Source organism: Erwinia sp. AC075 (genome assembly GCF_979253995.1).
Genome location: NZ_CEEDEU010000001.1, coordinates 732,566 through 758,092, shown reverse-complemented (window position 1 = coordinate 758,092; position 25,527 = coordinate 732,566). Strand labels below are relative to the sequence as shown.

The following is a 25,527-nucleotide window of genomic DNA, read 5'->3' as shown; positions in this document are numbered from 1 at the left end:
TGCCGATAACCCGCCATTAAGGGGAATGCGATGAGTGATTTTTTCCAGAACGGCGTAATTACCAACTTCCATAACCTCACCGGCCGGCCGGTTGAGGAACTTGAGAAGGATTTGGTGCGTTTCTCCAAAAAGCGCAAAATGGCGTTAATCCTGCCTTCTTTATTCTCTGAACTGGAAGGACCGGCGTTAAGCAACATCGTTGACGAGCTGGCGAAAGTCCCCTATCTCGAAGAGATTGTGATTGGCCTCGACAAGGCTGACCGTGAGCAGTTTCTGTTTGCCCGTGAGTTCTTCTCGCGGTTGCCACAACGGCACCGTATTTTGTGGAACGATGGACCGCGTCTGAAAGCGCTGGATGCGGAACTGGATAAAGAAGGCCTGTCGCCGTCACAGCCGGGTAAAGGACGCAACGTCTGGTTCTGTACCGGCTACACGCTGGCCTCAGACAAGTCCTCCTGCGTTGCGCTGCATGACTGCGACATTGTCACCTACGAGCGCGGCATGCTGGCACGTCTGCTCTATCCGCTGGCCAATCCCTCGTTCCAGTATGAGTTCTGCAAAGGTTTCTATGCCCGCGTGGCGGATAACAAGCTGAATGGCCGCGTGGGCCGTCTGCTGGTTGGTCCGCTGCTGCGCTCACTGCAAAAAGTGTATGGCCATTCTGAGTATCTGGATTACCTCTCCAGCTTCCGTTATCCGCTCTCCGGTGAATTCGCCATGCGCACGCACGTGCTCAACGGCATCAAGATCCCTGGCGACTGGGGACTGGAAATCGGCGTGCTGTCAGAAATTTACCGCAACTACACCACCCGACAGAGTTGTCAGGTCGAGATTGCCGATAATTATGACCACAAGCATCAGCCATTATCGGAAGAGGATGGCACCGGTGGCTTGCGCAGGATGAGCAATGACATTGTGCAGTCGCTGCTGCGTAAGATGGCGACGATGGGCGTGAACATCACCAGCGACTCGTTCCGCGTGCTGAAAGCGACCTATTACCGCAATGCGCTGGATATGATGGAAGTCTATAACCACGAAGCGACGATGAACGGGCTGAAGTTCGATCAGCATGCCGAGGAAGCGGCGGTTGAGATGTTTACCCAGTCGATTCTGGATGCTGGTCAGTCGTTTATTGAACGGCCAAACGAGAAGCCTTTTATCCCGAGCTGGAGTCGGGTTCAGTCAGCGTTCCCGGATATTCTGCATCGGATTTATGACGCGGTAGAAGAGGATAACGCCGGCAACGTGTAATTATCGCGCCTGACGGCAGTGCAATTCAGGAAAGAAAAAGCAGGACGAGAGCGACTTCGTCCTGCTTTTTGGTGCTAGCTGGCAAGTTGGCTCTCGCCCGTGAGCAAAGGTGAGAGTTCTTCCTCCCTGAAGGCTTCGCGACGAACGCTGTGACCGTCATACCAGCGACACTCAACCATGCCACTGGCATAGCCTGTCACCACCATCGCCGGACCACCACTTTTAAGCTGCACTTCCTGACTGACCATGATCATAACTGACCCTCATGTTTGCAGACCTGACACCGGGAACTTCAGGTATAGCAGGCGGGCCAGTATTATTCTGTTAATGGGGAGTAAAACTTATGTTAAATCCCGATAAGCCGCTCAATTTAAGGCAAATAAAAAAGGCGAATAAGCTAAGTTATTCGCCTTTTAAGGGAAAGTACTGGCGCTCTGGCGTCAGATTTTACAACCTTCACAATCCGCTTCATCACCTAAGTCGGCAGGCACTTCACTGGCCTTTTTTTCCGCATTGGCTTCGGCTTGTTCCAGCTCGGCATCAATATCAAATTCAAAAATGTCGTCTTTCATCATCACTCCAGAGTTCTTGCTCGCGAATAAGCTGCCTTTATACTGATTTACCCCGCATCCTGGCAACCAAATTCACCACCAACAGCACGATTGACCCCACAATCAGGCCCAGTACCAGGTGCGCCAGATTGCTCATTACCGAGGCAAGTAGCCCGGCAAAATCAGCGGTGTAATGCTCGATAAAGTGATGAATGGCCGGCACGCCATGGGCAATGATGCCACCGCCAACCAGGAACATGGCAATGGTGCCCACCACGGTCAGGATCTTCATCATCCACGGCGCCATCGCCAGCAGTGCACCGCCAATGGCTTTCGCCACCGCCGAGGATTTCTCCTGCAGCCACATGCCCAGATCGTCAATTTTCACGATGCCGGCCACAATCCCGTACACGCCCACCGTCACCAAAATGGCCACGCCCGCCAGTATTAACACCTGGTTCATTAACGGTGCTTCAGAGACGATGCCCAGAGTAATGGCGACAATTTCTGCCGACAGAATAAAGTCGGTCCGAATCGCGCCTTTGACCTTCTTCTTCTCAAACTCTGCCGCATTTTGCTGTGAGAGTTTTTTGATGCGCGCTTCTCTCGCCTCCGGGGTGTTCGCCGACTTGTCCTTGTGCAGACTGTGCAGCACCTTCTCGAAGCCTTCGTAACACAGGTAAGCCCCGCCAACCATCAGCAAAGGGGTGATTGCCCAGGGCGCAAACGCACTGATCACCAACGCCAGCGGCACCAGGATCAGCTTATTGAGGAAAGATCCTTTGGCGACGCCCCAGACCACGGGCAGTTCGCGATTGGCCTTAACGCCGCTAACCTGCTGCGCGTTCAGCGAAAGATCGTCCCCAAGCACGCCAGCGGTCTTCTTTACCGCCACCTTCCCCATTACCGAAATATCATCCAGCAGCGTGGCAATATCGTCCAAAAGTGTCAGTAAGCTCGTTCCTGCCAAAATTACGTTCCTTATTAGTGTTCATCGTGCTGACAACAGGGACAAACCTGTATTTCGGCCACTGCCATATCGGCAATACCGTCGCAATCCCACTCAACGCGGATCGGTTGCCCTTCGGCCTGATGATGATGAAGGTATTTACTCACCGGGCTTTCGGTCATTCCGCTAATCTCTTCGGTTGCCACCAGGTGTTCACCGACAAATATCCGTGCGGTCGCATGGGTATTCACCATGCGCTCGCCGCTGATTTTATACAGCCGTCTTACCGTGAGTTTGATACTGGCCATGGTTTACCCTGCCGAGAGATGTTAAAGAGTGTGATCTAAACAATTATGAACGAGGGATGCAACTTGTGTGACGCTAATCGTCCTTCTGCCGGAAAAAAAGTGTTTTATCATCTGGTTGAAACGTTTTTTTAGCGTTAAGTTAACCCTCCTTTAACAGGCCGAGAAAAATATCATGTTACGCCGTGCTCCTGCCCTGCTGCCGCTGTTGGCCGCGCTGTTCGCCCTCTACTTTATCTGGGGATCGACCTACTTCGTGATTAAAGTGGGCGTTGCCAGCTGGCCGCCGATGATGCTGGCAGGTCTGCGTTTTCTGCTGGCCGGTGTCGTGTTGCTGGTGTTCCTGCTGCTGCGTGGCGAAAAACTGCCAGGCTGGCGTCCTGCGCTAAACGCCGCCCTGGTCGGCATCATGCTGCTGGCGATTGGTAACGGTGCGGTGACGGTGGCTGAGCACCAGAATGTCCCTTCCGGCATTGCAGCGGTGATGGTGGCGACGGTGCCGCTGTTTGCGATGTGCTTTAGCCGACTGTTCGGCATTCAGACCCGCTGGATTGAGTGGTTGGGGATTGCCGTTGGGCTGGTTGGCATCGTGCTGCTGAATAGCGGCGGCCATCTGGGGGGAAATCCCTGGGGCGCGCTGATGATCCTACTGGGCTCATTAAGCTGGGCGTTTGGATCCGTCTGGGGCTCACGCATCAATCTGCCACACGGCATGATGGCAGGTGCGGTGGAAATGCTGACCGCTGGTATCGTCCTGCTGATCGCCAGCACCGTAAGCGGTGAGCATCTGACCACCCGTCCGGGGATTGAAGGATTGCTGGCACTGGGTTATCTGAGCTTGTTTGGCTCGGTGATCGCCATTAACGCCTATATGTACCTGATCCGCAATGTGCCGCCGGCCATCGCCACCAGCTACGCCTATGTGAATCCGGTGGTGGCCGTGCTGCTGGGGATTGGACTTGGCGGTGAGAGCCTGACGTCAAGAGAGTGGCTGGCATTAGGGATTATTGTGCTGGCGGTCATTCTGGTGACGCTGGGCAAGTATCTGTTCCCGGCCAAGCCCACCGTAAAGCCTTGCGTATTGGGCGAGTAACGCGGCCCTTAAATCTGCCGGATCCCCTGGGAATCGATCTCTCCGTTTCCCTTTCCGGCACAGATCCACTCTTCCAGCCGGCTGGTCATCGCGTCTTCTTCCAGCCGCGTTTTGCCCCGCAACGCGCATTCCCACACCAGCAACACCTTCCAGCCCGCAGCGCTCAATTCGGCAATATAGCGCTTATCTCGCGCGACATTGCTGTCGATTTTCCCCAGCCAAAATGCCGTCCGCGTCGCCGGGACCTTAAACAGATGGCAATGGTGTTTGTGCCAGAAACAGCCGTGGACGAAGATAATGGTGTGATACTCATCCAGCACAAAATCGGGCCGGCCCGGCAGCGCCTTGTCCTGCACCCGATAGTGCAAGCCAAGGCCGGTCAGCAACTCTGCCAGCCGGGTTTCAATCGCCGTATCGCGCGTGCGGATCGCGCGCATGTTTTTGCTGCGGATTTCAGAGGAGTGAACGTCGGCCATTGTTATCATCCTTATGCTTTGGCTAAGTATAGCCCAGCTTAGGATCGGGCCAGTTAACGCTGCTTCACCGCCAACGCTATCCACGGCTGGAGCAGCTTAGCCACCGCCGCAAACGCCGGCACGACAACCGAATTACCGAACTGGCGGTAAGACTGGGTATCTGAAACCGGAATGCGAAAGCGGTAACTGCCCGGCGCTTCAAAGCCCATCAGCCTGGCGCACTCTCTTGGCGTCAGACGGCGCGGACGGCGCAGCTGATTTTCAGCCTGGTCGAAATCCACTTCGCCCAGCTGACGATCCCATCCGCGATCGATAAGAATTTCAGAGCCGTCTTTGTAATAGCGCGCGGACAGCGTGCGCACCACACCGGTCTCCACCTGCGGATCCACCAAGCCATAGCCAAAGCCGTTACCCTTCGCCTGATGCTTTTTGGCGTAGTTATAAAGGTACTTCCATAAGGTCGGCGTCAGAATGTATTTGGCGTCAACCTCGGGCTCCATTAAGGCACGCAGCGGGATGCGCTGTTTGGGATAGAGCGTGGACAGCGCCTTCAGGGTGAATTCCGGTAGTTTCAAATCGCGACGCATCCCGACCAGCACAATACGTTCGCGATGCTGCGGCAGGAAATGTTTGCCATCAATGATCTTGGGATCGCCGGCACCGCTGGCTTCGGCATCTGCCACGTCGTAACCCAGCTCATCCAGCGTGTCCATGATGATACGGAAGGTTTTACCCTTATCGTGGCTCTTCAGATTTTTGACGTTTTCCAGCACGAAGATCGCCGGCTTTTTGGCGGTGATAATCCTCGCCACGTCGAAAAACAGCGTGCCCTGCGCTTCACATTCGAATCCATGGGCCCGACCCAGCGCATTTTTCTTCGACACACCGGCCAGTGAAAACGGCTGGCAGGGGAATCCGGCCAGCAGCACATCATGGTCGGGCACCTGCTTATCGATATGTTGATAGGCCTGTTGCTCACTGACTGCCGGATTGCCGCTCAGGGTGACGTCGCGGATATCCTGATTAAAGCGGTGAGCATCAGGATCGCAGTACCAGTTGGCTTTATAGGTTCTGACCGAATATTTGTTCCACTCGCTGGTGAACACGCACTGACCGCCGATGGCCTCAAAGCCACTGCGAATGCCGCCGATGCCGGCAAACAGATCGATAAAGCGGAAGGCATAATGCGGATGATGAGCGGGTGGTGTCGGCAGCAGCTGGCTTAGCGCCTGATGCTCGGCTTCAGTCAGCGGCGTTGCGGCGCTTTTACCGCTCATCCAGCGACTCAGGCTGTCGCGCGTCCAGCCATGCTGGCTGGCTTGCTGTAATTCCGCCAGGACCCGTTTTTGGTCATAAATCGCCAGCACGCTGTGCAGTAACTCGCAGTCCTGATCAAATTTCTGCTGGCTTGCCTGTTCGGCTAACGGCAGCGCCACGCTGTCAAACTCGCTCATAATCACCCGACATCAATAAGTAAACGCCTGCAGTCTATCACTTCGCTGCGCCCGCGCCAGGCGGAAAAAAGATCGGGCAAGCTGGCGGCGCATTAAATCTGATAAAGGACGTTAAGACCGGGAGGATGGACATCGGCAAAAGGAGGCGTAACGAGTTGATGATGTAGATTGTGGCAGGAAGGAAGCCCCTCGCCAAAGTGAGGGGCACAAACAGGCGACCTACTTCTTCTTTTTAGATTTTTTCAGTAACGCGCGAATTTGTTTAAGCTCGCTGGCATTCAGCTGCTCATCGGTCTCTTCAGCTGTGCCCTGATTATCGACGGCGGTGTGTTCCACGGCGGTCAGGCTGTTTTGCAGACGCTGGCAAACTTCCTGACTCAGGGAGATTTGGTTTTCCAACGCCAGTGATTTAAGGGTTTCTTTTAAAGTGGGGTCAATCTTGATCGTAAGGCTTACGTTATCGGTCATCACTGATTCTCCTGAAAAATGTCCCAGATAACGTAGCCTGTATTGTGCGATTTAACTATACAGTCATAAAAATTTAATATTTCTATGAAACCGGACTAAATTCTCGTAACACGTCTTCATCGAGGGCGCAGAAATCCCCTTTCAATTCCGCACACAGCTTGGCCATGTAGGTCACCAGAAAACGGGCATTGTGTTCAGCCAGACGTTTACCTTCGACGGTTTGCATGGTGTCAGGCAGGCGCAACAATTTCTTCTGGAAATGGTCCAGCGCCCATTCGGTATCATTTAGCTGTCGTTCACGTCCCAGCGGATCGGCACTGTCGAACAGTGAACGCCCCAGCGCGCCAGAAACATAAAACACCCGCGCTAATCCAATCGCGCCTAATGATTCCAGACGGTCGGCATCCTGCACGATCTTTGCTTCCAGCGTTTCAGCGGTTACGCCGGCACTGAAGCTGTGAGCATGAACCGCGTGGGCCACCGCTTCGTATTTGTCTTTGGGGAAATCAGGAAAGACCTCGCGCAATACGCGGCGGGTCTCGACCGCGGCCTGCGCAGACGCCAGATGACGTTCCGGGTGATTTTTCGGCAGGTTCACAATATCGTGGAAATAACAGCCGGTAAGCACAACCAGCTCATCCGCCTCGGTGCCATTCATAATACGCTGTGCTGTCTGCCAGACCCGGCGCAAATGGGCAACGTCGTGAGCTTTATCATCCTGTGGCCAGGTCTCATGGAGCCAGCTTTCAAAACGCAGTTGCCAGTTAATAAGCGACATAGACTTCTCCTTATTGTTTGGACTTGTAGAGATGTCAGTGGGTGAAGGCCAGTCCACTGCTGGAAACCCGCCTATACCAATTGGTCAAAAACGAGATCCACATCATGTTTATAACGCTAATTTTAACGGAATCACAACATATTTCGTCTTTTCAGCCTTTTGCCATAGGAAAATTTATTGATTAATTTTCAGGCAAATGGTTAAACAGACATAATGAACGCCGTGAAATTAACTGTCGGCTTTTATGCAAAGAGTGAGATAGAATTAACGCTACCCGACAATCTCTTATTTTGGGGCATTTTTACCTCGCGACGGTACGCTGTTTCAGCATCTGCACTGTAAGAGATTGTAAAGACGACATATGTCAAATTTGTTACCCCGCCTTTATTTTAGGGGATCATCTTGGGTAAGACCGGGTAGGACGACCTGATCATTCAGCAGGTGCGATGGCCCTAACCTGGCAGTGAAATCAACAAGCACAGCTAATGTTTACCTAAATTTTTGATTCTGGTATTTTTCTTCAGGCTAATGTTCAGATTATTCTGTCTTGTCTTTTTAGCGTTGCTGTGTTCATCGGTTCAACATGTAAGTAACAGAGGTCAAACCATGAAAGAACGCCCGATTTTGTTTAGCGATCAACGGGTGCGAGCGCTGCTCTCAGGCCAACAGAGCCAAACTCGGCGCATTATGAAGTCACAACTCTTTGGTCCCGGACAGGATAACCATGAGGGGTGCTATGGTATTGATGTGCTGAATAATCACCTGCAAGGTAACCGGGTTATGGGCATGGAAAACTTAAGTTACCACTGCCCTTACGGACAACCCGGCGACAGGCTTTGGGTCCGTGAAACCTGGCGCGGCCCGGTTATCGAGCCTGACGAAATGGCGGAATATCAGCGTTCGCCAGCGGCATTTAAAAGCGCGCGTTATTGCCAGTACCGTGCCGATACCAGCCAGTTCGCAACCGCCGAGCTGGATGAACAAGAGCAGTTTGGCTGGCAGGCCGGCATTCATATGCCCCGCTGGGCAAGCCGTATCGATCTGGTGGTCACCGGCATTCGTGTCGAGAAAATTCAGGATATCAGCGATGACGATGTGATCGCCGAGGGTGTGCAAACCGACTCCCATTTCCTGAATAACTTTTTCACCATGCACAGCGAAGCGGTTTCCAGCAAAGATGCCTATCGTAAACAATGGGCGTTACAGTATGGTGGCACCAGCTGGGAAGTTAACCCCTGGGTCTGGGTGATTGAGTTCGAACGCGTCTGAGGCGAAAGGCCGCTTTTTTGTACTTCATCACAGACACTGCTGGTTTTAAGTGATTGAATATGCGCCTTAAAGCCAGCGCATCCCACATTCAGCTTTCTTTCTTATGCACTGTTGCTCCCACGCAGCAGTTGCGTAAGACGGTGCGCTACGGCATGGTAAAGATCCCTTCAGCGAACCGGGTGCATCATGATCAAATGGCCGTGGAAAACCGACGAAGATGCCAGAGACGCCCTGCCCTGGCAGCAGGCAATGGCGATCCCCTTACTTGGCGCGCTTACCGAAGCTGAACAGACATCACTAATTTCTCTAGCGAAACGCTTTTTACAGCAAAAGCGCCTGGTCCCGCTGCAAGACTTCCAGCTTGATGAACTGAAAAGCACCCGCCTGGCACTGATCTTCTGCCTGCCCGTGTTGAATCTGGGTTATGACTGGCTGGACGGTTTTCACGAAGTGCTGCTCTACCCTTCTCCTTTTATGGTCGACGATGAATGGCAGGACGAGTTTGGTCTGGTCCACCATGAAAAGATGGTGCATTCGGGTCAGAGCTGGCAGCAAGGTCCGGTGGTGCTGAACTGGCTGGATGTGCAGGACTCCTGGGATCTCTCCGGTTATAACCTGATTATTCACGAAGTGGCGCACAAGCTCGACAGCCGCGGTAGCGGCCATGCCAATGGCGTACCGTCGATTGCGCTGCGTGATGTGGCGGGCTGGGAGCAGGACTTGCAGGCGGCAATGAAGGATATTCAGGATGAGATCGATACCGTCGGTGAGAACGCCGCCAGCATTGATGCCTATGCCGCCAGCGATGCCGCCGAATGCTTCGCCGTATTATCGGAGTACTTCTTCACTGCGCCGGACATTGTGCAGGATCGTTTCCCCAGCCTCTATCAACGCTTTAGCCAGTTTTACCGCCAGGATCCGGCAAAACGCTATTCAGACGCGCAATCCCGTCAAAATGACCGTGGAATTGTTCACTAATACGTCGGGTTGATTTAATCCTAGCCAGTTGAAAGCTAGCGTGTTTTTTGCTGTTGACACACCTGGGCTACCCCGCTAATATGCGCCCCATCGAAACCGATTCCTCTGTAGTTCAGTCGGTAGAACGGCGGACTGTTAATCCGTATGTCACTGGTTCGAGTCCAGTCAGAGGAGCCAAATTAGAAAAGCCCGCTTAAGGAAACTTAAGCGGGCTTTTTGCTGTGAATTTTTCGGTGCGACCTGAAGTGGATATAAAGCGCGTCACCTTATATCCACCTCCAAAGAACCGGGCAAACGCTACTCGTTGCCCCATTCATTCAGGTAGTTCGCGATGCCATCAATCTGCTGCTCGTCGATACCCGCTTCACGGGCCATCTCTTTCTGCGTGTCTTCGCTGATTTCCTGATTATCCGACAGGCGGGTCAGCAGCAGCTGGAAATAATGAGCCAGCGCGTCACGCTGTGGCTCGCTCACCGGCTTGGCAGATTCCGCCACATAATCATCGGCGATGTCATAATATTTAAGCGCTATTTCGTTATTCATAAAGAGTCCAAATTTACTGTCTTGATCGGTCATCAATGATGGGGATGTTTCCCTGCTGAACACCGGCGTATTTGCACGACGCTGTTCAGCGCGGGAGCGAAAATCAGACCTTCAGCATTTTCACCGTGGTATCCACGTCGATCTCATCTTCCGAGAAGATTAAGGTCGTTCCCTGGAAGGTGGTGATCGCCAGTTTTTTCACCGAGCGCATTTCGCCCGCGGTGGTCGTGGACTTCGGCTTGATGCTGCTCATCAGAATGCCCACGGAAAGCACGGCATTTTCTTTATCGATGCGGGTATCAGCTGGCACTTCTTCGCTGAACACCACGTAAGACTTGATCGAGGTAAGCTTAATGCGCTCACCCGCGATATAAATGTATTTGCTTTCCGGTGCGACCTTGACCGCATAGGCTGACAGCCCTTTGCTGTTGGTGGTCGGTTCGAAAGTCACCGCCGCATCTTTCTTGATCAGATCAGGGTTGGCGACCTTAACCTCATGAAAATACCGGTTATCACCGTTTTCATCTTTGATAAATCCAAAGCCTTTATCTTTAAACCAGGTTGTGATCGTTCCGTTCATCGCCATTACCGCCTACTTAATCGTTTATTTGCTCAATTTTTGCAGCGCGCAGTGTAAATCACAATGCCTGCGCAGACCATTTCTTTAAGCCTGGACGATAATTTGCCGACTTGCGAGGAGGCGGTGATCTGACGCGCCCTTCGCCAGAGTCGTCAGTCGGCGTAAAATTCGCTATCATCCGCTGCCACTCTTGCTGCTGGTCACCTGATGTCCAAGATTATCGATACCTTTATTGCCCCGCCGTGCCATGAGCAGATTGAGATCCTTTATCAGGACGCGAATCTGGTGCTGATCAATAAGCCCACCGGACTGCTCAGCCTGTCAGGCAAAAATCCGCAAAATCTCGATTCGGTGCATCACCGGCTGGTGCAGCTGTTCCCCGGCTGCACGCTGATCCACCGCCTGGATTTCGGCACCTCCGGGCTGATGGTGATTGCGCGCAATAAGGCGATCAATGCCGCTCTGTGTCATCAGTTCAGCCAGCGCACGGTGACCAAGGTGTATAGTGCCCTGCTGTGCGGGCATCTGGCGGAAGATGAAGGGGTTATCGACGCCGCAATAGCGAAAGATCCGGCGCTGTTCCCATTGATGTCAATTTGCGCGGTTAACGGCAAGCCGGCTCGCTCGCGCTATCAGGTCGTTGAGCGCTTTTATCGTGAGAGTGAAGACGGGACGTCACTGCCAGTAACGCGGGTGCAGCTCACCCCGGAAACCGGGCGTACCCATCAGCTGCGCATCCACTGCCAGCAGTTAGGCCATCCTATTTTGGGCTGTGACCTGTATGGCGGCCTGTTGCTGCCAGGCACCGAACGTACCCCAAGGCTGATGCTGCATGCCAGCGAGCTGCATTTTATGCATCCTTTCAGCCAGGAACCGATCAACGCCTGTCATCCCAGCCCGTTCTGACAAACCTTTAAACCGCTGCTAATTGCCTGTCTGACCTTCCGACTTTACCTTATCTGAGAGCGCGGTTAGCAGTGGAAAGGTTGACGTGATATCAGGCTTAAATATCAGTTGGCAGCAAGGAAAAGAGGCTCTCTGGCCATTACCCAAAACATTGAACTGAGCTATCCATATGTTAAGCTTAGATAAACACAAGGAGGTTTCAATGAGTGAGAATAAGGAAGGCAGTCTGAGGCTGCTTACTCTGGGTGAGATTAAAATCGCTAAGTCTGTTTTTGGAGAAGCGATTCATTACAACAAAGTTTGGATTCATCATGGAAGTTACTTACCCTTCGGCCTGCAAAACAAAGATACCGCAATGACTCCGAATGGAGAGTTGTATTTCAGGACCTGGTATTGCAATGACTTCTCAGCAGCTGACTATCCCTATAAGCACCTTTTCATCCATGAGATGAGCCATGTATGGCAGCGTGAAAGAGGCATGAATGTCATCGCAAGAGGATTAATAAGCTTTGCAGTCAGCTATCGCTACCGACTCGATGGACGATCTTTAAGACGCTATCCCATGGAACAACAGGCTCAAATTATTGCTGACCACTTTATATTGAGCCATTACGGCTATGCCGTGTGGATGATCCTCAGGCGGAGGGGAGATATCACCCTGGACGGGGATTTAAGCGAAGCGGTGATCAGACATAAATATCAAGAAACGATGCGTTACTTCCCATGGGGATGATAATGAATAACTTAATTAAAATACGCTCTTCTATCTTAGCGACCTCAGTTATTTTCCTGAGTGGATGCCCAGGTTCAGGTGACAGGCTAAAAGCTGACGAAACGACTACGGTCAGTAAAGTTGGGGCTGAAATATGCTTCGATATTCCAGATGCCAGTGACTACCAACCTTCTCTCATCGCAATAAACCCGAGAGGAACGCCTCCACAAAAGCTGTCCATAAAGGACTCACCTGATTTGACTGTCGCAAATGGAAAACTTTGTCTCCCTCCCACATTTTATCAATTCTCTGAGAAACGCCAGTACATCGTACAATACATTCTTCAGAAACCTGACGATCAGCAGTCTCAACGAAGCTTCGTGATTGGGGTTGAGTTCACCGGTGGCGATGTTGAAACCTTTCCACTAAACGCGAACGAAACTACGCGCTAAGCGGAATGGCAAAGAATGCCGCTGATAGAGAGGTTTTTTTCCTGGCAAAACCGCCTGCTGTTTGCAGGCGGCAAGCACCCGGTCATTTAACCGGAAATGCAGTCAGCGTCCAGCGAATCACCACATCAAATCATCGGGCACTTTAAAGTCCGCGTACGGATCGTCTTCATCCTGCTCTTCCTGACTCAATGCACTGTTCAGGACAATGCTGTTCGCATCACGTTGGGCAATCTTGTCGGCGACGCTGGCAGGAATAATGGCGTAAGTATTTTCACCGTTGTTATCCGCACTCAGGCGGGCAATGGCCAGACGGCCGCTGATCAGCTGGGATTGCGTGGTCTTATCCACGGCAATTTTCTTGATCAGATTATTGTCGGTGAAGTTGAAATCGATAGTGCCTTTGGCAATGGCGATCCGGTTCATATCAATCAGCTGCTTCACCTGCGCCTTGTGCTCTTTCGATAACGCGGCCTGCTTCTGCTGTTCACTCAGCTGCTTATCACGCTCGGCCTGCGCTTTTTTATTCTCTTCAACCGCTTCTCTGGCTTCACGCGCCTGAACGCGTGATTTCTTGGCCGTCTTCTGCACTTTGGCCAATTTCTTGCTCGACACTAATCCCGCTTTTAGCATCTGCTCTTGTAAGGTGAGTTTTGTCATCCTGGTCTCTAACTGGTTACCTGATTTTGGGGGATTATACCTGTTTTTTCAGGCCGAATCAGGTGGCAAGGCAGGAACAGGCCATGAACGAAGTCGGCGCGCGCTCCTCATCGCTCATAGCTGGGTGAAAGGTGGTTAAGCCATTCTCTCCAGAATCTCAATATCGTTCTTACTGAAGGTCATCGTTTGATCAAAATTGATCACCCAACCGTTGTCCACAATCTTTATTTCGGGATTAGAATCGCCCGAAATATTCATAAAGCCGCCGTGAATGAAGGTTTTCATCCCCTCACTCGCGCCCCAAATATTAAGATCGCTATTGAGATTAGCAAGAGTATCTTCCTTCTTGTCCTCTTTCACATGCGGGCCTAAATCATTCCTTAGCTTTGAAATAACCTTCAAGTACGATTTCTTTAATTCAATTTTCGACTTGGCAAGAGACTTAAACGCGTTCATTAAGTCTTTATTATCTTTCAGCTGATGTTCTTTATTCCGTGATCTCAGCACCAATAATAAAGACACCAGGGCCGAAGTTGAGCCTGCGGAGTACAGCGCTACCCTGACGCTGACTTCCCTCAAGATAGCGGCAACAGTACTCCCGGAGGTCAGGAAGGTGCCGATGGGCGCCAGAATCTCCCATAAAAAATCCCGATTAGACTTATTGTAGACATCCCGGACCTTCAGGGGATTCCACCACCCGGAATTTCCCGCGGTGTGTTTATTAAAGAAATTCTGGTTATTGGGCGTCACCATCACGGCATGGGCGCGGTTGGATAACAGCCCCATCTCAACATCATCCTCGCTCATCGCTGTACGGCCACTGGTGTTGTTCAGCAGAGCCGTGTAGGTTTTCATCGCCTGTTCAACATCATCATTGGCAAAACTGTATAAATCATCATCATGTGTATGGTTGATGATATCCACCAACAGTTTCATCTCAGTAAGATCGTATGACCCACCATTAAAAATAGCGTTGGTTATCGCGGATGCTATTCCAGCCATTGTTATACCCCAGACAATTAGATTTCTTTATTTTGCTTAACGTCCCATCCTGATTTTGTTTCCGCGCCTTTGGTACCCTGATCGCTTTGCTCCCAGTAATGAAGATTCACTTTTGCTGCCTGGAAGTAATAGCTGACCATGATTTTATCGGTGCTGCCCACGCCGGTGAATTTGCATCCTGTGACCAGCACGTCTTCAAGGACGATACGCGTGTACTCAACTTTCTGACCACCCGCCTTACAAACGGAAAGCTCAACGCTGTTGACGTGTTTGCCTGACGCACAAAACTTCATGATCGCCGGTGTGCCTTTATCGATAAACGCCTGCACCGCCAGGTCGCTAAACTGGACCTTACCGGCACCGCCGCCGCCACCTACCGCCATGTTACCCGGCTGACTGGCTCCCCAGTTGAAGGACTGAATATCAATCCAGTTCTTATGATTCGAATCAGCGGACTCACCGGTTACACCATCAACTTTCAGATACATATCAACAGACATTCGCTTGTTCCTTTTAAAGAGATAAAAAATGAGCAACCTAATTATTAAATAAACTTAATAGACTTTTTTTACAAGAAGATGAAACGCCAGCCGCCGATTCCAGGAACTATCCTGGAAAACAGGTCCATTGATAAGGAGAATGACACCGACGTTGTGCGATGAACGGGGGTTGGATGGGCGCTGCATCAGGGGAGCAACGGGTGGAAGAGTATTGGTTTCAGACGAGATAGGAATGACCCGGGCTTTGAGATATATTGGCAGCACTATCGTGAATTGATCTCTTGTTAACAGGTAACATCGGCATGGCTCTGATCCCCAAAAACTACACCCGTCTGGAAAGCGGCTATCGCGAGAAAGCCCTGAAGATCTATCCGTGGGTGTGTGGACGCTGCTCGCGTGAGTTTGTTTACTCCAACCTGCGTGAACTTACGGTTCACCATATCGATCATGACCATACCAATAACCCGGAAGACGGCAGTAACTGGGAGCTGTTGTGTCTGTATTGCCATGATCACGAGCATTCGAAGTACACTGAAGCTGACCAGTACGGCACCTCGGTGGTGGCGGGCGAAGACGCGCAGAATGATGTGGATGCCGCGACCTACAATCCGTTTGCCGATTTAAAGTCGATGCTCAACAAGAAGAAGTAGGCGTTAATCTCTCCGCTTCAGACGCCAGGCTGGCCTTAACCTCCAGCCCCGGTTCCCCCGGTTAAGCGGCCTTCCTCGTGAAATCCCCTCAAAATTGATCCAGATCATGAAATTGCTTCATGTTCGGTGAATTTATATCACTTTTCCTCACTCAGTGACTATGGCATAAATTAGACACTGCTTTTCGCCCAAGACAATTTGACAACAGCTGAATAAGAAACCAGAAAGTAAATTCTGGAACTGCTTAAAATAAACGCATTCAGTGTCACATCTGAGATTAGGATAGCCATCAAAATGAATAACGAATTCGCCTTTACCATTAAAAGTCTTTCTTTTGATGAAAATTATAATCCTTCAAAAAATACGCGTATTACCACCAATTTTGCCAATCTGGCACGTGGTGAAAAACGCCAGGATAACCTGCGCAACACCTTGAAAATGATCGACGATCGTTTCAACTCGCTGGCGCGGCAGGATAATGCTAATGGCGATCGTTATTCCGTCGAGCTGGAAATTATTTCCGTTGAGATGGACGTAGAAGGCAAGGGAAATACCTTCCCGGTTATCGAAATTCTGAAAACCCACATCGTTGATAAAAAGACCAACCAGCGCACGGAAGGGATTGTTGGCAATAACTTCTCCTCTTACGTGCGGGATTATGATTTTAGCGTGGTGCTGTTAGAGCATAACAAGAACAAAACGGCCTTCACCACGCCGGATAATTTCGGCGATTTACATGGCAACCTGTTCAAATATTTCGTTAACTCTGCGGCCTACAAAGCGCATTTCAATAAAGCGCCGGTGATCTGTTTGAGCGTGTCCAGCAAAAACACCTATCACCGTACTGAAAATCATCATCCGGTGTTAGGTGTCGAATACCTGCAGGATGAACTGTCCATGACCGATCACTACTTCAATAAAATGGGCCTGCAGGCACGCTACTTTATGCCGCCAAACGGCGTTGCGCCGCTGGCGTTTTATTTCTCCGGTGATTTGCTGAACGATTACACCGATCTTGAGTTAATCAGCACCATCAGCACGATGGAGACGTTCCAACGGATTTATCGTCCTGAGATTTACAATGCGAATTCTGCGGCGGGTAAGAAATATCAGCCGACCCTGAGTCACAAAGATTATGCATTAACGAAGATTGTTTATGATCGAGAAGAACGCAGCCAGTTAGCGATTGAACAAGGAAAGTTTACTGAAGAGCGCTTTATCAAACCCTATCGGGCGATCCTTGAGCAGCTCTCAGCTAATCCCGTTCTTTGATTAACCATAAAAATATAAGGTCACCTGTTATGAAAATTTTATTACCTACGTCCACGGCGGGCAGCCTGCCTAAACCTTCCTGGCTGGCTCAGCCTGAAACATTATGGTCACCGTGGAAATTGCAGGATCAGGAACTGATCGATGGCAAACACGATGCCCTGCGCCTGTGCCTGGAAGATCAACGTCAGGCCGGTATCGATATCGTCAGTGATGGCGAGCAGACCCGCCAACACTTTGTCACCACCTTTATTGAGCACCTAAACGGCGTTGATTTTGAGAAGCGTGAGATCGTTAAGATTCGCAATCGTTATGATGCGAGCGTGCCAACCGTGGTTGGTGCGGTAGAGCGTCAGAAGCCGGTATTTGTTGAAGATGCCAAATTCCTGCGCAAGCTGACCGACAAGCCGATTAAATGGGCGCTGCCAGGCCCGATGACAATGATCGATACGCTGTATGACAGCCACTATAAAAGCCGCGAAAAGCTGGCGTGGGAATTCGCCAAAATCCTGAATCAGGAAGCGAAAGATTTAGAGGCTGCCGGTGTCGACATTATCCAGTTTGATGAGCCTGCCTTTAATGTGTTCTTCGATGAAGTGAATGACTGGGGTATTGCCGCATTAGAAAGAGCGGTTGAAGGCCTGAAATGCGAAACGGCAGTGCATATCTGCTACGGCTATGGCATCAAAGCCAATACCGACTGGAAGAAGACGCTGGGTACCGAATGGCGTCAATATGAAGAAATCTTCCCGAAACTGCAAAAATCCAGCATTGATATCGTCTCACTGGAATGTCAGAACTCCCGTGTGCCGATGGATCTGATTGAACTGATCCGCGGTAAAAAGGTAATGGTTGGTGCGATTGATGTGGCAATCAATGCCATTGAGACCCCGGAAGAAGTGGCTGATACCCTGCGTAAAGCCCTGCAGTTCGTCGATGCCGACAAGCTGTATCCTTCGACCAACTGCGGCATGACGCCACTGTCTCGTGACGTCGCCCGTGGCAAGCTGAGCGCGTTAAGTGCCGGTGCCGCTATCGTTCGTGGTGAACTGACCCGATAGTCTTATCGATGGGGATGACGCGAGGATAAATCCGGGCCAGCCCGCATCGCGAAGAAGTGCCCCTTAACAAAAGCCCGCTTATTGATATAAGCGGGCTTTTGTCTTTTCTGCATCACTGAGCGCGTCGCCCTTCCACTCTATCCTTTCGCGAAGTTCGCCTGGATGCGCTGTTGCAGATAGTCTGCGGCGGTGATCGGCGGATATTTCTTCTGCGGCCCAAGAATTTCGACCTCTTTATTGGCCTGGCAGAAAAACGCCAGGCTGTAGCGCGGCCCCTGATACTCACCCGGCAGCGGACTTCTGACCCGATGGAAATTCGACGGCAATTGATCGTCGCTCCAGCGCATCAGCATGTCGCCGATATTACAGGTGATCACCTCTTCGCGCGGTTCGATGCTGGTCCATTGCTGACTTTCATGGTCCTTGCCCGGACAAACCTGTAAACCACCCTGACCAGGGCGCTGGAACAACAGCGTCAGGCAATCAAAGTCGGTATGCGCACCGGCACGCCACATCCCCTGCTCGGACTGCTCGGTGGCATAGTAATGCAGCATACGCAGCGTGCTCTGATAGGTTTTTTCATCAGGATTGTGCGCCTGCGCGAAGAAGTGCTCCGGGAAGCCCAGCTTCAGTGCAAAGCAGGACAGCAGCTTCATTCCCAGCGCCCAGCACTGCGACTCAAAGGTCAGCATGGTCTGTTTAAACGCCGGCAGTTCGTTCTCGCCCGGCCACAGGCCATCCATCAGCGGACGGGTGATCTGATAGGACTCTTTCTGATCGGGGGTTTTGGTAGAAGGACGTACCTGGGATTTATTTTCCCAACCGGCGTTTCTCGCCAGCGGATACTGCGCTTTTACTGCATCCGGCAGCGCGAAGAACGACTCGGTGGTGCTGAAGGCATGACGGATATCATCCAGCGCAATGCCGTGATTGCTTACCTGGAAGAAGCCAATTTCAACCGCAGCCTGCCAGAGTTGGTCGGCGATCTCGCTTTTGCGTTGGTCGAAGTTCGACAGGTCAATGCAGCGCACTTCGCGGGTAAAGGTCTCTTCGCCCATGGCGCCCATCAGCGCCTCTTTTTCCAGTTCCTGCAGACCGTAACCTTGAGACTGTGACATGTTGTTTTCCTTCTTTATGGGATGAGGTTAACCCGCAACGCGCTGTTGCAGAGTACGCACCGCAGACATCGCCTGATGGCGCAGCGCGTCAAGATCGAGACCGGGCACCACATCGTTTTCCACGATGGTGCGGCCGTTAATCATTAAGGCTTTCAGTGCGGCACGACCGCCGCAGGCAACCGGACCAATCGCCATGTCATGCAGGCCGAAGTAACGCGGGTCGTCGAGCCGGTAGATGGCGATGTCCGCCAGCATGCCTGGCTGCAGGGAACCGCTTTTTTGCAGACCGAGGATCTGCGCTCCGCCGGCGGTGCCCCAGCGCACCACGTCTTCTATGGTTGCTGCGTCACCGCCGCCCTCGAAGGTGCCGCCGTCATAACGGGGTTTGGCCGCCATCCCCTTACGGGCGCGCTGTAACAGCCAGGCCGCGTGGGTTTCACTCTGCATATCCGCCGCCTCATTTGACGCCGCGCCGTCCACGCCCAGCGAAATCGGCACGCCGGCTTTTTCCAGCGCCAGCAGATCGGCAATGCCGCTGCCCAACCGCCCGTTGCTCTGCGGACAGTGCGCAATCCCGGTACGGGTTTTCCCCAGCATGGCGATCTCTTCCGGCAGCAGCTTCACCAGATGCGCAAACCACACATCGTCACCCAGCCAGTCATGCTCGGCGCAGAACTGCACCGGCGTCATGGCAAACTTGTCGCGTGCCACATCGAGATAGTCCACCGTCTCCGACAGATGGCTGTGCAGACGAATATTCAGGCTGCGCGCCAGTTTGGCCATTTCACGCAGCTGCGATCCCGGCGCGGAATGCAACAGCGTGGTCGGTGCCATCACCACGCGACGCAAAGATTCCGGCCGCGGATCATGATAGCGACCGACCAGGCGTTCCATGTCGGCCATATACGCCTCATAGTTTTCCGGGCGCAACGCCTGAGGTAAGTCTTTCTCAATCGACCGTCCCTGCGTTGCTCCGCCACGGCACAGCACAATGCGCATCCCCAACGCTTCGCCTTCGCTGAAGACGATCGCCGAGGTATCGAACGGCATATCCGGCCAGTAGAGATAGTTATGGTCGGCAACGGTGGCGCAACCGGAACGCAGCAGTTCGATCAGCCCAATGCGCACCGCCAGACGGAAAGTCTGTTCATCAAAGGTGGCGCGAAAGCGGTAAGGCGTGGCGCTTAACCACCCGGTCAGGCTTTTGTTCAGCCCCTGCGGCTCGCCTTTAAGTAACGACTGGAACAGATGATGATGGGTATTCACCCAGGCCGGATAGACCACGCAGTCGCGGGCATCGATCTGCCGCTCGTCGGGTTCCGCCACCAGCGTGCCCATCGCCTCGATAATCCCATTACGCACGCGGATATCCGGCCCGTTATGGCGCGCGGCTTCACCGGGTAATCCCGTCAGAATGGCGTGCGCGTTTTTTATCAGCAGTGAATCAGACAGCATCGCAGCGCTCCTCAAGGTTTAACCTGTATGTGGTCAATAAACTCGGTGGTATAGGCCTGCTTCCAGTCGGTATCGGCGTTAAGCAGTTTGGCATTGACCATAAAATCGCGGGTTTTCTGCCAGCGTGCCTCGGTCATGGTGCCCCAGCCTTTGCTTGCCGCATCGCCACCATCAATCAGATGATGCTGGCTGATTTGCTCAACCGCCCACGCCAACAGATCGTCGGTCATTTTCGGGTTGTCTTTTTTGATCAGCGCATTGCCAGGTGCCGGGTTTTTCAGGTAACTCACCCAGCCTTCCATCGAGGCCTGCACAAATTTCGCCATCGCCTCTTTGCGGCCGCCGATCTCATCCGGACGGGTAATTAAGATGCCGCCATACGGCGGGTAGCCATGCTCGGAGAACAGGAAGAAGTTGGATTTCACCCCGGCTTTCTGCGCCTGAAAAACTTCAGAACTGACGTAAGCCTGCTGCGCGACGTTATCGTCGGCGACAAAGGGTTGGATATTGAAGGTATAAGGGCGGACCTGAGAATCTTTCAGGTGATAACGTTCTTTCAGCCATGGCCACCAGGTTGACTGCCCGGAGCTGGAGACCAGAATGGTTTTGTCCTGCAGCCCGTCAAGGGAGGTCACCGAGGCGTGGGTCAGCAAACCCTGCGGATCATACTGGAAAGGCGCGGCGATGGCCTTAGCCTGAAAGCCACGCTGGACCGCTTCCAGCAGCTGCAGGTCGTAACCGATGATCACGTCCGCGCGTTTCGACAGCAGCAGCTGCATACCATTAATTTGCGGGCCGCCAGACTGAATGCTGACATCCAGGCCGTAGCGTTTATAGATGCCGGTGGCCAGCGCCTGGTAATAACCGCCCTGCTCGGCCTGCGCGTACCAGGAGGTCAGTAAGGCGATTTTCTCTTCCGCGCTGGCGGTGGATGACAGCGCCCCAAACATCAACGTGCTCAGCACGCAGTAAGACAGGGAAATGCGGGATGGTAACTTCATTGCTCCTCTCCTTATCGTTGCCGGAGAGAGGACAAGCAGACGCGGCTCAGCCTCCCAATCCGGCGCAAAATGAACCGCGAAATGGTTGCTGAGCAATGTCCCGCGCATTGAGCTGCACTGACCGCTTCTACTCACGTTTAGCTATACAAAAACGGTGCCAACTTCACCGATCGCCATTCCACAGGGTTTGTCGGGGAATGGCGTTGCAACATTTGATTCAAAGGAGAGCATCACGCACTAAACTGGTGCAATTAGTCCTCACGGCCCGGTGCATCAATCTGGCTGAACAACACTTCCAGCTGTTTCAACATCATCGATGCCGCCAGCGAAAGCTGTCGTGAAGGCGCCAGGCACAGCGACAGGGTGAAGGATTTTAACTGCGGATCGGTCAGCGGAATAAAGGCCAGCTCTTCGCGGTCCACCTCATCCATGATGTCCAGCCAGCAGAGGATGCCAATGCCGATCTTCTCTTTGATCAGTGAACGGATCATATGGATGTTATTGGACACCGCCACTTCTTTCACCATGCCGCCGTTATTATTCAGCAGCGCCTCGACCGGCCCGTAAAGCATCAGCGGGGCTGAGGGAATAATAAACGGATATTCAAGGCATTGATTAAAGCGCACCCCGCTTCGGCCCTCCAGCGGATGCCCTTTGGGCACCACAATCCCCAGGTTGATCTCGGCAAAGGCCTGCACCATCAGCTCCTTCGAGCTTTGTGGGTTAAGCATAATGCCAAAGTCCGCATCCCCCGAAATCAGCGCCTGCTGAATATCGATATTGTTCATGGTGGTCAGCGTGAAGGAGATGTTGGGATAGTCCTGATGCACTTTCTTCAGCATCGACGAGAAGAAATGCCGGTTAATGGCATCGATGGTGGCAATGCGCACGTGCCCACGCCGTAAGCCGCGCAGGTCGTCGAGCTGTTCACGCACGCGGGAAAAGTCCTTCTTCCAGTTTTTGGCGGCATGCAGCAACAGCTCCCCCGCCGCCGTCAGCCGCAGCCCGGTGGGATGCCGTTCAAACAGCGGCATCGCCAGCTCTTTTTCCACCCGCAGGATTTGCCGGTCGATAGAGGACGCCGCAACGTGCAGGGTTTCTGACGCCTTACGGAAGGATCCCAGACGCGCCACTTCGGTGAAATACAGCAGGAACTTTGAGAAGGCGAACATAGGTGAGGTGCTCTCTTTTATGCAACGGGACGTGCGAATCAAAGCTCTCGACGCAACGCAGTTATAGCAATAACGTAGCTTTCATTGCAACGGGAACAATCGTTTCATCACTCAAACAGAGTCCAGACTCGCTACGGTAAAAGAACATGAAAGACGCCGAAATAATCCCTGTCACGATTAAAGCAATCACTGAAAATGGCGAAGGAAACCGGTCATTGCAGTTAATTGCCCAGCGGGATTATGCGTTGCCAGGCTGGTTACCAGGCGCACATATCGACCTGTTTATTCCTGAGCTTGGGCCGCGCCAGTATTCCCTTTGTGGCGAAGCCGGTGACGCGGAATATTATGAAATCTGCGTCAAGCTGGCCGAACTGTCCTCTGGCGGTTCGCAGCATATTCACCACCATTTTAAGCCTGGCGACAGCCTGACGATTTCCGCACCGCGCAATCATTTTCCGTTACCGGACGCGCCGCGTTATCTGCTGTTGGCAGGCGGCATTGGCATTACGCCGTTGCTGGCGATGGCGGAAGCTATCGCGCGTCAGGGCGGCGAATGTGAGCTGCATTACTATGTTTCGAACGCTGAGCAAACCGCCTTCCTGCAGCGTCTGAGAGCACAACCTCTCGCGGAGCGGGTGTTTTTTCATTACAGCGACGCAAACGATTCCCTGCGCCACAACACGCCGTTCGCCCTGACGCAATCCGACCCGCACACCCGAGTGATGGCCTGCGGACCGGACGGCTTTATTCAGAGGCTGCAGGACATTATGCAGCAGCATCACTGGCAGCCCGACCAGTTACATTTTGAGCGTTTCAGCAACCCGGAATTAGCGCGACAAGGTGGCAATACGGCATTTCATATTGAGCTGAGTTCCACCGGACAACGTTATCTGGTCAGCCCGGAGCAGACCATTGCTGAAGTCTTACTCAGTGCCAAAGTCGATATTATGCTTTCCTGCGAACAGGGTATCTGTGGCTCCTGTATTACCGACGTGATCGACGGCATTCCGGATCACCGGGATTGTGTGCTGACCAATGAAGAAAAGGCCGACAACAGCCAGATAACGGTGTGCTGTTCCCGCGCCAAATCCCCTGTTCTGGTCCTCGACCTGTGAGGCTGACGACGCGCCCGACTCCACCCGGCTCGCCACTGGCCGGCGTTGCCAACGTCCGTTTACCGGCGTGGCTGCTGCCCGCCGACTGGCCGCAGCAGCAGGGTGAACCCGTCGCGGCGGATATCCGTTTCGCCGACGGCAGGATCCCCTCGCTAACCCCCGCTCAGCCCGACCAGCCAGATTTGTGGGACCTTCAGGGCACGCTGGCCTTGCCTGGCCTGATTGAACCGCACGCGCATCTGGATAAAACCTTCACCATTGGCCGCAGTCGCCCTGCACGACCGGGTCTGTTAGCGGCGATAGAAACCCTGCACCAGGATCGCCAGCACTGGACCGCGGAGGATCTCCACCAGCGTGCAGCGCAGGGCCTGGCGTGGGCGGCGTCCCACGGCGTCAGCCTGTTACGCAGCCATATCGACTGGTTTGAACCGACGCCACCCCTCGCCTGGCATGAACTGGCGACCCTTCACCAGCCTGGCGTCACGCTGCAACGCGTGGCGCTGGCGCCACTGGGCTTTTTCGCCGATGCGGATGCCGCAGACCGCATTGCCCGCGCGGTGGCGCAAAGCGGTGAACACTGCCTGTTAGGCGGATTTGTTCACTCCTCCAACTGGGATCCGGCCGCGATGGCCAACCTGATGCACAGCGCCGCCCGCTGGGGGCTGGATGTGGATCTGCATATCGACGAAGAGCTTAGCGAGACCGCCAACGGCCTGGTCTGGCTGGCTGACTTCCTCAGCGAAAACGCCTTTAGCGGGCATATCTGCTGCAGCCACGGATGCGCGCTGGCGTCCGGCAGTGAACAGCAGGCTAAGGTCGTGCTCAGCGAATTAGCTAAACACCGTGTCACCCTGATCGCCCTGCCGATGACCAACCTGCTGTTGCAGGACGCCGTTGTCGGCCAGACGCCGCGCCAGCGCGGGATCACCCTGGTGAAAGAGGCGCAGGCCGCCGGCATTCCGGTGATGCTCGGGTGCGACAACGTGCAGGATGCCTTTTGCCCGGCAGGCAGCTATGACCCGCTGGATACCCTGAGCTGCGGGCTGTTTGCCCTGCAGCTGGATAGAGTTTTTGACCAGCAGTCCCAGCTGATCTGTTCTGCTGCTGCGCTGAGCGGTACGGCAAACGACTTACCGCTGGCGGTGGGTAGCCCCGCCAGCCTGGTGCTTTTCCCGGGAAGCGATAGCGTAACCTGGCCTTTAAACAGTGCGGCTCGCGTGGTGATCCACCACGGCAAGCTGACCTTTCAACGAACGTGGAATGCGGAGTGCTGTTATGAGTCTTGAAGCCGGAGCGGGCAAGCCGCTCGCCAAATATGCCGCCTGGCGTCGCGCGGGAGATTTTATCTTTCTGTCCGGCATTATTCCGGTCAATCCACAGAGCGCCACCATCGTGCGCGGCTTTCAGGATATTCCGGCCGACGCCCGCGTGTTGCTCGGTGAAACCGGCGAATTCTCGACCGATGCCAAACAAGGCCCGATTCTTGCACAGAGTTGGTACGTGCTGGAAAGCATTCGCCGCACCATTGAAGAGGCCGGTGGCGAGATGAGTGACGTGATCAAGCTGGTGCAGTATTTCCGCAACCTCGATCACTTCCCGTATTACAGCCAGGTGCGAAAACTGTTTTATCCCGGTCAGCCGCCCGTTTCCACCGTGGTTCAGGTCAGCGAGATGCTGCCAGGTGCCGAGGTACTGATTGAAGTCGAGGCCACCGCGTGGCTACCCCAATCCCGCTTAACGCAATAATGTCGGACAACGAGGC

The 25,527-nt window shown here is 53.2% G+C and carries 30 protein-coding genes and 1 tRNA gene; 14 read left to right on the top strand and 17 right to left on the bottom strand.

From position 1 onward, the window contains the following. Positions 1-30 precede the first annotated feature (30 nt). The gene (locus AC0IXH_RS03535) at positions 31-1,251 is read left to right on the top strand and encodes a glycosyltransferase family protein (protein WP_013202692.1); all 1,221 of its coding nucleotides are present in this window, start codon (positions 31-33) and stop codon (positions 1,249-1,251) included. A gap of 74 nt (positions 1,252-1,325) precedes the next feature. Here AC0IXH_RS03535 and AC0IXH_RS03530 read toward each other — a convergent pair whose 3' ends face one another. From AC0IXH_RS03530 to AC0IXH_RS03515, 4 genes are all read right to left on the bottom strand, one after another. After that, complete coding sequence (locus AC0IXH_RS03530) at positions 1,326-1,505, bottom strand: YodC family protein (protein ID WP_013202693.1); 180 nt, start codon at positions 1,503-1,505, stop codon at positions 1,326-1,328. A gap of 186 nt (positions 1,506-1,691) precedes the next feature. Further along, positions 1,692-1,823: a hypothetical protein gene (locus tag AC0IXH_RS03525; protein WP_013202694.1), complete on the bottom strand. Its 132-nt coding sequence runs from the start codon at positions 1,821-1,823 to the stop codon at positions 1,692-1,694. A gap of 37 nt (positions 1,824-1,860) precedes the next feature. Then, positions 1,861-2,772 carry a DUF808 domain-containing protein gene (locus AC0IXH_RS03520; RefSeq protein WP_013202695.1) on the bottom strand — a complete coding sequence of 304 codons (912 nt, stop codon included), beginning with the start codon at positions 2,770-2,772 and terminating at the stop codon, positions 1,861-1,863. Between the two features lie 14 nt (positions 2,773-2,786). Beyond that, positions 2,787-3,059, bottom strand: coding sequence for a hypothetical protein (locus AC0IXH_RS03515; RefSeq protein WP_013202696.1), 273 nt, complete (start codon positions 3,057-3,059; stop codon positions 2,787-2,789). 172 nt (positions 3,060-3,231) lie between these two features. Between AC0IXH_RS03515 and yedA the strand changes: the two genes are divergently transcribed. Next, positions 3,232-4,149 (top strand): drug/metabolite exporter YedA, encoded by a 918-nt coding sequence (gene yedA, locus AC0IXH_RS03510; RefSeq protein ID WP_471719979.1) that lies wholly within the window; start codon positions 3,232-3,234, stop codon positions 4,147-4,149. Positions 4,150-4,157: 8 nt separating this feature from the next. Here yedA and AC0IXH_RS03505 read toward each other — a convergent pair whose 3' ends face one another. From AC0IXH_RS03505 to AC0IXH_RS03490, 4 genes are all read right to left on the bottom strand, one after another. Then, positions 4,158-4,625: a very short patch repair endonuclease gene (locus tag AC0IXH_RS03505; RefSeq protein WP_013202698.1), complete on the bottom strand. Its 468-nt coding sequence runs from the start codon at positions 4,623-4,625 to the stop codon at positions 4,158-4,160. A gap of 53 nt (positions 4,626-4,678) precedes the next feature. Then, entirely contained in the window at positions 4,679-6,079 is a 1,401-nt protein-coding gene (locus AC0IXH_RS03500; protein ID WP_471719978.1) for a DNA cytosine methyltransferase, read from the bottom strand. Between the two features lie 219 nt (positions 6,080-6,298). Next, the gene (locus AC0IXH_RS03495; RefSeq protein WP_013202700.1) at positions 6,299-6,547 is read right to left on the bottom strand and encodes a hypothetical protein; all 249 of its coding nucleotides are present in this window, start codon (positions 6,545-6,547) and stop codon (positions 6,299-6,301) included. A gap of 82 nt (positions 6,548-6,629) precedes the next feature. Beyond that, the gene (locus tag AC0IXH_RS03490) at positions 6,630-7,325 is read right to left on the bottom strand and encodes a phosphohydrolase (RefSeq protein WP_013202701.1); all 696 of its coding nucleotides are present in this window, start codon (positions 7,323-7,325) and stop codon (positions 6,630-6,632) included. A gap of 606 nt (positions 7,326-7,931) precedes the next feature. Here AC0IXH_RS03490 and AC0IXH_RS03485 point away from each other — a divergent pair. The 3 genes from AC0IXH_RS03485 (at position 7,932) to AC0IXH_RS03475 (ending at position 9,749) form a co-directional block, all read left to right on the top strand. Next, entirely contained in the window at positions 7,932-8,594 is a 663-nt protein-coding gene (locus AC0IXH_RS03485) for a hypothetical protein (protein ID WP_013202703.1), read from the top strand. A 186-nt stretch (positions 8,595-8,780) separates the two neighbouring features. Further along, on the top strand, positions 8,781-9,572 hold the full coding sequence (gene mtfA, locus AC0IXH_RS03480) for a DgsA anti-repressor MtfA (RefSeq protein WP_346566742.1): 792 nt from the start codon (positions 8,781-8,783) through the stop codon (positions 9,570-9,572). Between the two features lie 101 nt (positions 9,573-9,673). Beyond that, positions 9,674-9,749, top strand: a tRNA-Asn gene (locus tag AC0IXH_RS03475). Between the two features lie 120 nt (positions 9,750-9,869). On the opposite strand, the gene AC0IXH_RS03470 is transcribed toward AC0IXH_RS03475, so the two are convergent. Together AC0IXH_RS03470 and AC0IXH_RS03465 are read right to left on the bottom strand one after the other, a co-directional pair. Beyond that, positions 9,870-10,115, bottom strand: a complete 246-nt coding sequence (locus tag AC0IXH_RS03470; protein WP_053142467.1) for a DUF2543 family protein — start codon at positions 10,113-10,115, stop codon at positions 9,870-9,872. A 103-nt stretch (positions 10,116-10,218) separates the two neighbouring features. Then, entirely contained in the window at positions 10,219-10,701 is a 483-nt protein-coding gene (locus AC0IXH_RS03465) for a cold-shock protein (protein ID WP_471719977.1), read from the bottom strand. Between the two features lie 201 nt (positions 10,702-10,902). Between AC0IXH_RS03465 and AC0IXH_RS03460 the strand changes: the two genes are divergently transcribed. From AC0IXH_RS03460 to AC0IXH_RS03450, 3 genes are all read left to right on the top strand, one after another. Next, entirely contained in the window at positions 10,903-11,601 is a 699-nt protein-coding gene (locus tag AC0IXH_RS03460; RefSeq protein WP_471719976.1) for an RluA family pseudouridine synthase, read from the top strand. Between the two features lie 202 nt (positions 11,602-11,803). Then, positions 11,804-12,334 (top strand): type IV secretion protein Rhs, encoded by a 531-nt coding sequence (locus AC0IXH_RS03455; protein ID WP_471719975.1) that lies wholly within the window; start codon positions 11,804-11,806, stop codon positions 12,332-12,334. A 2-nt stretch (positions 12,335-12,336) separates the two neighbouring features. Then, a complete protein-coding gene (locus tag AC0IXH_RS03450) occupies positions 12,337-12,765 on the top strand; it encodes a putative T6SS immunity periplasmic lipoprotein (protein ID WP_471719974.1) in 429 nt (142 codons plus the stop codon). Between the two features lie 117 nt (positions 12,766-12,882). On the opposite strand, the gene AC0IXH_RS03445 is transcribed toward AC0IXH_RS03450, so the two are convergent. From AC0IXH_RS03445 to AC0IXH_RS03435, 3 genes are all read right to left on the bottom strand, one after another. Further along, on the bottom strand, positions 12,883-13,422 hold the full coding sequence (locus tag AC0IXH_RS03445; RefSeq protein ID WP_471719973.1) for a DUF2058 domain-containing protein: 540 nt from the start codon (positions 13,420-13,422) through the stop codon (positions 12,883-12,885). A 135-nt stretch (positions 13,423-13,557) separates the two neighbouring features. Continuing rightward, on the bottom strand, positions 13,558-14,424 hold the full coding sequence (locus tag AC0IXH_RS03440; protein ID WP_041692039.1) for a hypothetical protein: 867 nt from the start codon (positions 14,422-14,424) through the stop codon (positions 13,558-13,560). Between the two features lie 17 nt (positions 14,425-14,441). Next, positions 14,442-14,924 carry an Hcp family type VI secretion system effector gene (locus tag AC0IXH_RS03435; protein WP_134824408.1) on the bottom strand — a complete coding sequence of 161 codons (483 nt, stop codon included), beginning with the start codon at positions 14,922-14,924 and terminating at the stop codon, positions 14,442-14,444. Positions 14,925-15,226: 302 nt separating this feature from the next. On the opposite strand from AC0IXH_RS03435, the gene yajD reads away from it, so the two are divergent. The 3 genes from yajD (at position 15,227) to AC0IXH_RS03420 (ending at position 17,904) form a co-directional block, all read left to right on the top strand. Continuing rightward, positions 15,227-15,574 (top strand): HNH nuclease YajD, encoded by a 348-nt coding sequence (yajD, locus tag AC0IXH_RS03430; RefSeq protein WP_013202720.1) that lies wholly within the window; start codon positions 15,227-15,229, stop codon positions 15,572-15,574. 294 nt (positions 15,575-15,868) lie between these two features. Next, a complete protein-coding gene (locus AC0IXH_RS03425) occupies positions 15,869-16,846 on the top strand; it encodes a DUF1852 domain-containing protein (RefSeq protein WP_134824409.1) in 978 nt (325 codons plus the stop codon). A 29-nt stretch (positions 16,847-16,875) separates the two neighbouring features. Beyond that, entirely contained in the window at positions 16,876-17,904 is a 1,029-nt protein-coding gene (locus AC0IXH_RS03420; RefSeq protein ID WP_471719972.1) for a methionine synthase, read from the top strand. Between the two features lie 137 nt (positions 17,905-18,041). Here AC0IXH_RS03420 and AC0IXH_RS03415 read toward each other — a convergent pair whose 3' ends face one another. The 4 genes from AC0IXH_RS03415 to AC0IXH_RS03400 form a co-directional block, all read right to left on the bottom strand. Beyond that, positions 18,042-19,022 (bottom strand): isopenicillin N synthase family dioxygenase, encoded by a 981-nt coding sequence (locus AC0IXH_RS03415; RefSeq protein WP_013202723.1) that lies wholly within the window; start codon positions 19,020-19,022, stop codon positions 18,042-18,044. A 27-nt stretch (positions 19,023-19,049) separates the two neighbouring features. After that, a complete protein-coding gene (locus AC0IXH_RS03410; protein ID WP_013202724.1) occupies positions 19,050-20,477 on the bottom strand; it encodes an amidohydrolase family protein in 1,428 nt (475 codons plus the stop codon). 11 nt (positions 20,478-20,488) lie between these two features. Next, positions 20,489-21,427 (bottom strand): ABC transporter substrate-binding protein, encoded by a 939-nt coding sequence (locus AC0IXH_RS03405; RefSeq protein WP_346566795.1) that lies wholly within the window; start codon positions 21,425-21,427, stop codon positions 20,489-20,491. Between the two features lie 302 nt (positions 21,428-21,729). After that, positions 21,730-22,650 carry a LysR family transcriptional regulator gene (locus tag AC0IXH_RS03400; protein WP_105759937.1) on the bottom strand — a complete coding sequence of 307 codons (921 nt, stop codon included), beginning with the start codon at positions 22,648-22,650 and terminating at the stop codon, positions 21,730-21,732. Positions 22,651-22,796: 146 nt separating this feature from the next. On the opposite strand from AC0IXH_RS03400, the gene AC0IXH_RS03395 reads away from it, so the two are divergent. From AC0IXH_RS03395 to AC0IXH_RS03385, 3 genes are read left to right on the top strand one after another with little or no spacing between them, the layout of a single operon-like run. After that, complete coding sequence (locus AC0IXH_RS03395; protein ID WP_471719971.1) at positions 22,797-23,765, top strand: PDR/VanB family oxidoreductase; 969 nt, start codon at positions 22,797-22,799, stop codon at positions 23,763-23,765. After that, positions 23,762-25,051 (top strand): amidohydrolase family protein, encoded by a 1,290-nt coding sequence (locus AC0IXH_RS03390; protein WP_471719970.1) that lies wholly within the window; start codon positions 23,762-23,764, stop codon positions 25,049-25,051. The genes AC0IXH_RS03395 and AC0IXH_RS03390 overlap by 4 nt, the downstream gene beginning before the upstream one ends. Continuing rightward, entirely contained in the window at positions 25,041-25,511 is a 471-nt protein-coding gene (locus AC0IXH_RS03385; RefSeq protein ID WP_338574581.1) for a RidA family protein, read from the top strand. Before AC0IXH_RS03390 ends, AC0IXH_RS03385 begins: the two co-directional genes overlap by 11 nt. The last annotated feature ends 16 nt before the right edge of the window (positions 25,512-25,527 follow it).

What these genes read in the sequence shown, in the direction of transcription:
- AC0IXH_RS03420 (WP_471719972.1), top strand. Translation starts at nt 16,876, where the DNA reads ATGAAAATTTTATTACCTACGTCCACGGCGGGCAGCCTGCCTAAACCT.
- AC0IXH_RS03400 (WP_105759937.1), bottom strand. Translation starts at nt 22,650, where the DNA reads ATGTTCGCCTTCTCAAAGTTCCTGCTGTATTTCACCGAAGTGGCGCGT.
- yedA (WP_471719979.1), top strand. Translation starts at nt 3,232, where the DNA reads ATGTTACGCCGTGCTCCTGCCCTGCTGCCGCTGTTGGCCGCGCTGTTC.
- AC0IXH_RS03425 (WP_134824409.1), top strand. Translation starts at nt 15,869, where the DNA reads ATGAATAACGAATTCGCCTTTACCATTAAAAGTCTTTCTTTTGATGAA.
- mtfA (WP_346566742.1), top strand. Translation starts at nt 8,781, where the DNA reads ATGATCAAATGGCCGTGGAAAACCGACGAAGATGCCAGAGACGCCCTG.
- AC0IXH_RS03445 (WP_471719973.1), bottom strand. Translation starts at nt 13,422, where the DNA reads ATGACAAAACTCACCTTACAAGAGCAGATGCTAAAAGCGGGATTAGTG.
- AC0IXH_RS03495 (WP_013202700.1), bottom strand. Translation starts at nt 6,547, where the DNA reads ATGACCGATAACGTAAGCCTTACGATCAAGATTGACCCCACTTTAAAA.
- AC0IXH_RS03515 (WP_013202696.1), bottom strand. Translation starts at nt 3,059, where the DNA reads ATGGCCAGTATCAAACTCACGGTAAGACGGCTGTATAAAATCAGCGGC.
- AC0IXH_RS03525 (WP_013202694.1), bottom strand. Translation starts at nt 1,823, where the DNA reads ATGAAAGACGACATTTTTGAATTTGATATTGATGCCGAGCTGGAACAA.
- AC0IXH_RS03505 (WP_013202698.1), bottom strand. Translation starts at nt 4,625, where the DNA reads ATGGCCGACGTTCACTCCTCTGAAATCCGCAGCAAAAACATGCGCGCG.
- AC0IXH_RS03410 (WP_013202724.1), bottom strand. Translation starts at nt 20,477, where the DNA reads ATGCTGTCTGATTCACTGCTGATAAAAAACGCGCACGCCATTCTGACG.
- AC0IXH_RS03460 (WP_471719976.1), top strand. Translation starts at nt 10,903, where the DNA reads ATGTCCAAGATTATCGATACCTTTATTGCCCCGCCGTGCCATGAGCAG.
- AC0IXH_RS03455 (WP_471719975.1), top strand. Translation starts at nt 11,804, where the DNA reads ATGAGTGAGAATAAGGAAGGCAGTCTGAGGCTGCTTACTCTGGGTGAG.
- AC0IXH_RS03395 (WP_471719971.1), top strand. Translation starts at nt 22,797, where the DNA reads ATGAAAGACGCCGAAATAATCCCTGTCACGATTAAAGCAATCACTGAA.
- AC0IXH_RS03450 (WP_471719974.1), top strand. Translation starts at nt 12,337, where the DNA reads ATGAATAACTTAATTAAAATACGCTCTTCTATCTTAGCGACCTCAGTT.
- AC0IXH_RS03440 (WP_041692039.1), bottom strand. Translation starts at nt 14,424, where the DNA reads ATGGCTGGAATAGCATCCGCGATAACCAACGCTATTTTTAATGGTGGG.
- AC0IXH_RS03530 (WP_013202693.1), bottom strand. Translation starts at nt 1,505, where the DNA reads ATGATCATGGTCAGTCAGGAAGTGCAGCTTAAAAGTGGTGGTCCGGCG.
- AC0IXH_RS03435 (WP_134824408.1), bottom strand. Translation starts at nt 14,924, where the DNA reads ATGTCTGTTGATATGTATCTGAAAGTTGATGGTGTAACCGGTGAGTCC.
- AC0IXH_RS03500 (WP_471719978.1), bottom strand. Translation starts at nt 6,079, where the DNA reads ATGAGCGAGTTTGACAGCGTGGCGCTGCCGTTAGCCGAACAGGCAAGC.
- AC0IXH_RS03415 (WP_013202723.1), bottom strand. Translation starts at nt 19,022, where the DNA reads ATGTCACAGTCTCAAGGTTACGGTCTGCAGGAACTGGAAAAAGAGGCG.
- AC0IXH_RS03385 (WP_338574581.1), top strand. Translation starts at nt 25,041, where the DNA reads ATGAGTCTTGAAGCCGGAGCGGGCAAGCCGCTCGCCAAATATGCCGCC.
- AC0IXH_RS03535 (WP_013202692.1), top strand. Translation starts at nt 31, where the DNA reads ATGAGTGATTTTTTCCAGAACGGCGTAATTACCAACTTCCATAACCTC.
- AC0IXH_RS03405 (WP_346566795.1), bottom strand. Translation starts at nt 21,427, where the DNA reads ATGTTTGGGGCGCTGTCATCCACCGCCAGCGCGGAAGAGAAAATCGCC.
- AC0IXH_RS03485 (WP_013202703.1), top strand. Translation starts at nt 7,932, where the DNA reads ATGAAAGAACGCCCGATTTTGTTTAGCGATCAACGGGTGCGAGCGCTG.
- yajD (WP_013202720.1), top strand. Translation starts at nt 15,227, where the DNA reads ATGGCTCTGATCCCCAAAAACTACACCCGTCTGGAAAGCGGCTATCGC.
- AC0IXH_RS03470 (WP_053142467.1), bottom strand. Translation starts at nt 10,115, where the DNA reads ATGAATAACGAAATAGCGCTTAAATATTATGACATCGCCGATGATTAT.
- AC0IXH_RS03465 (WP_471719977.1), bottom strand. Translation starts at nt 10,701, where the DNA reads ATGGCGATGAACGGAACGATCACAACCTGGTTTAAAGATAAAGGCTTT.
- AC0IXH_RS03490 (WP_013202701.1), bottom strand. Translation starts at nt 7,325, where the DNA reads ATGTCGCTTATTAACTGGCAACTGCGTTTTGAAAGCTGGCTCCATGAG.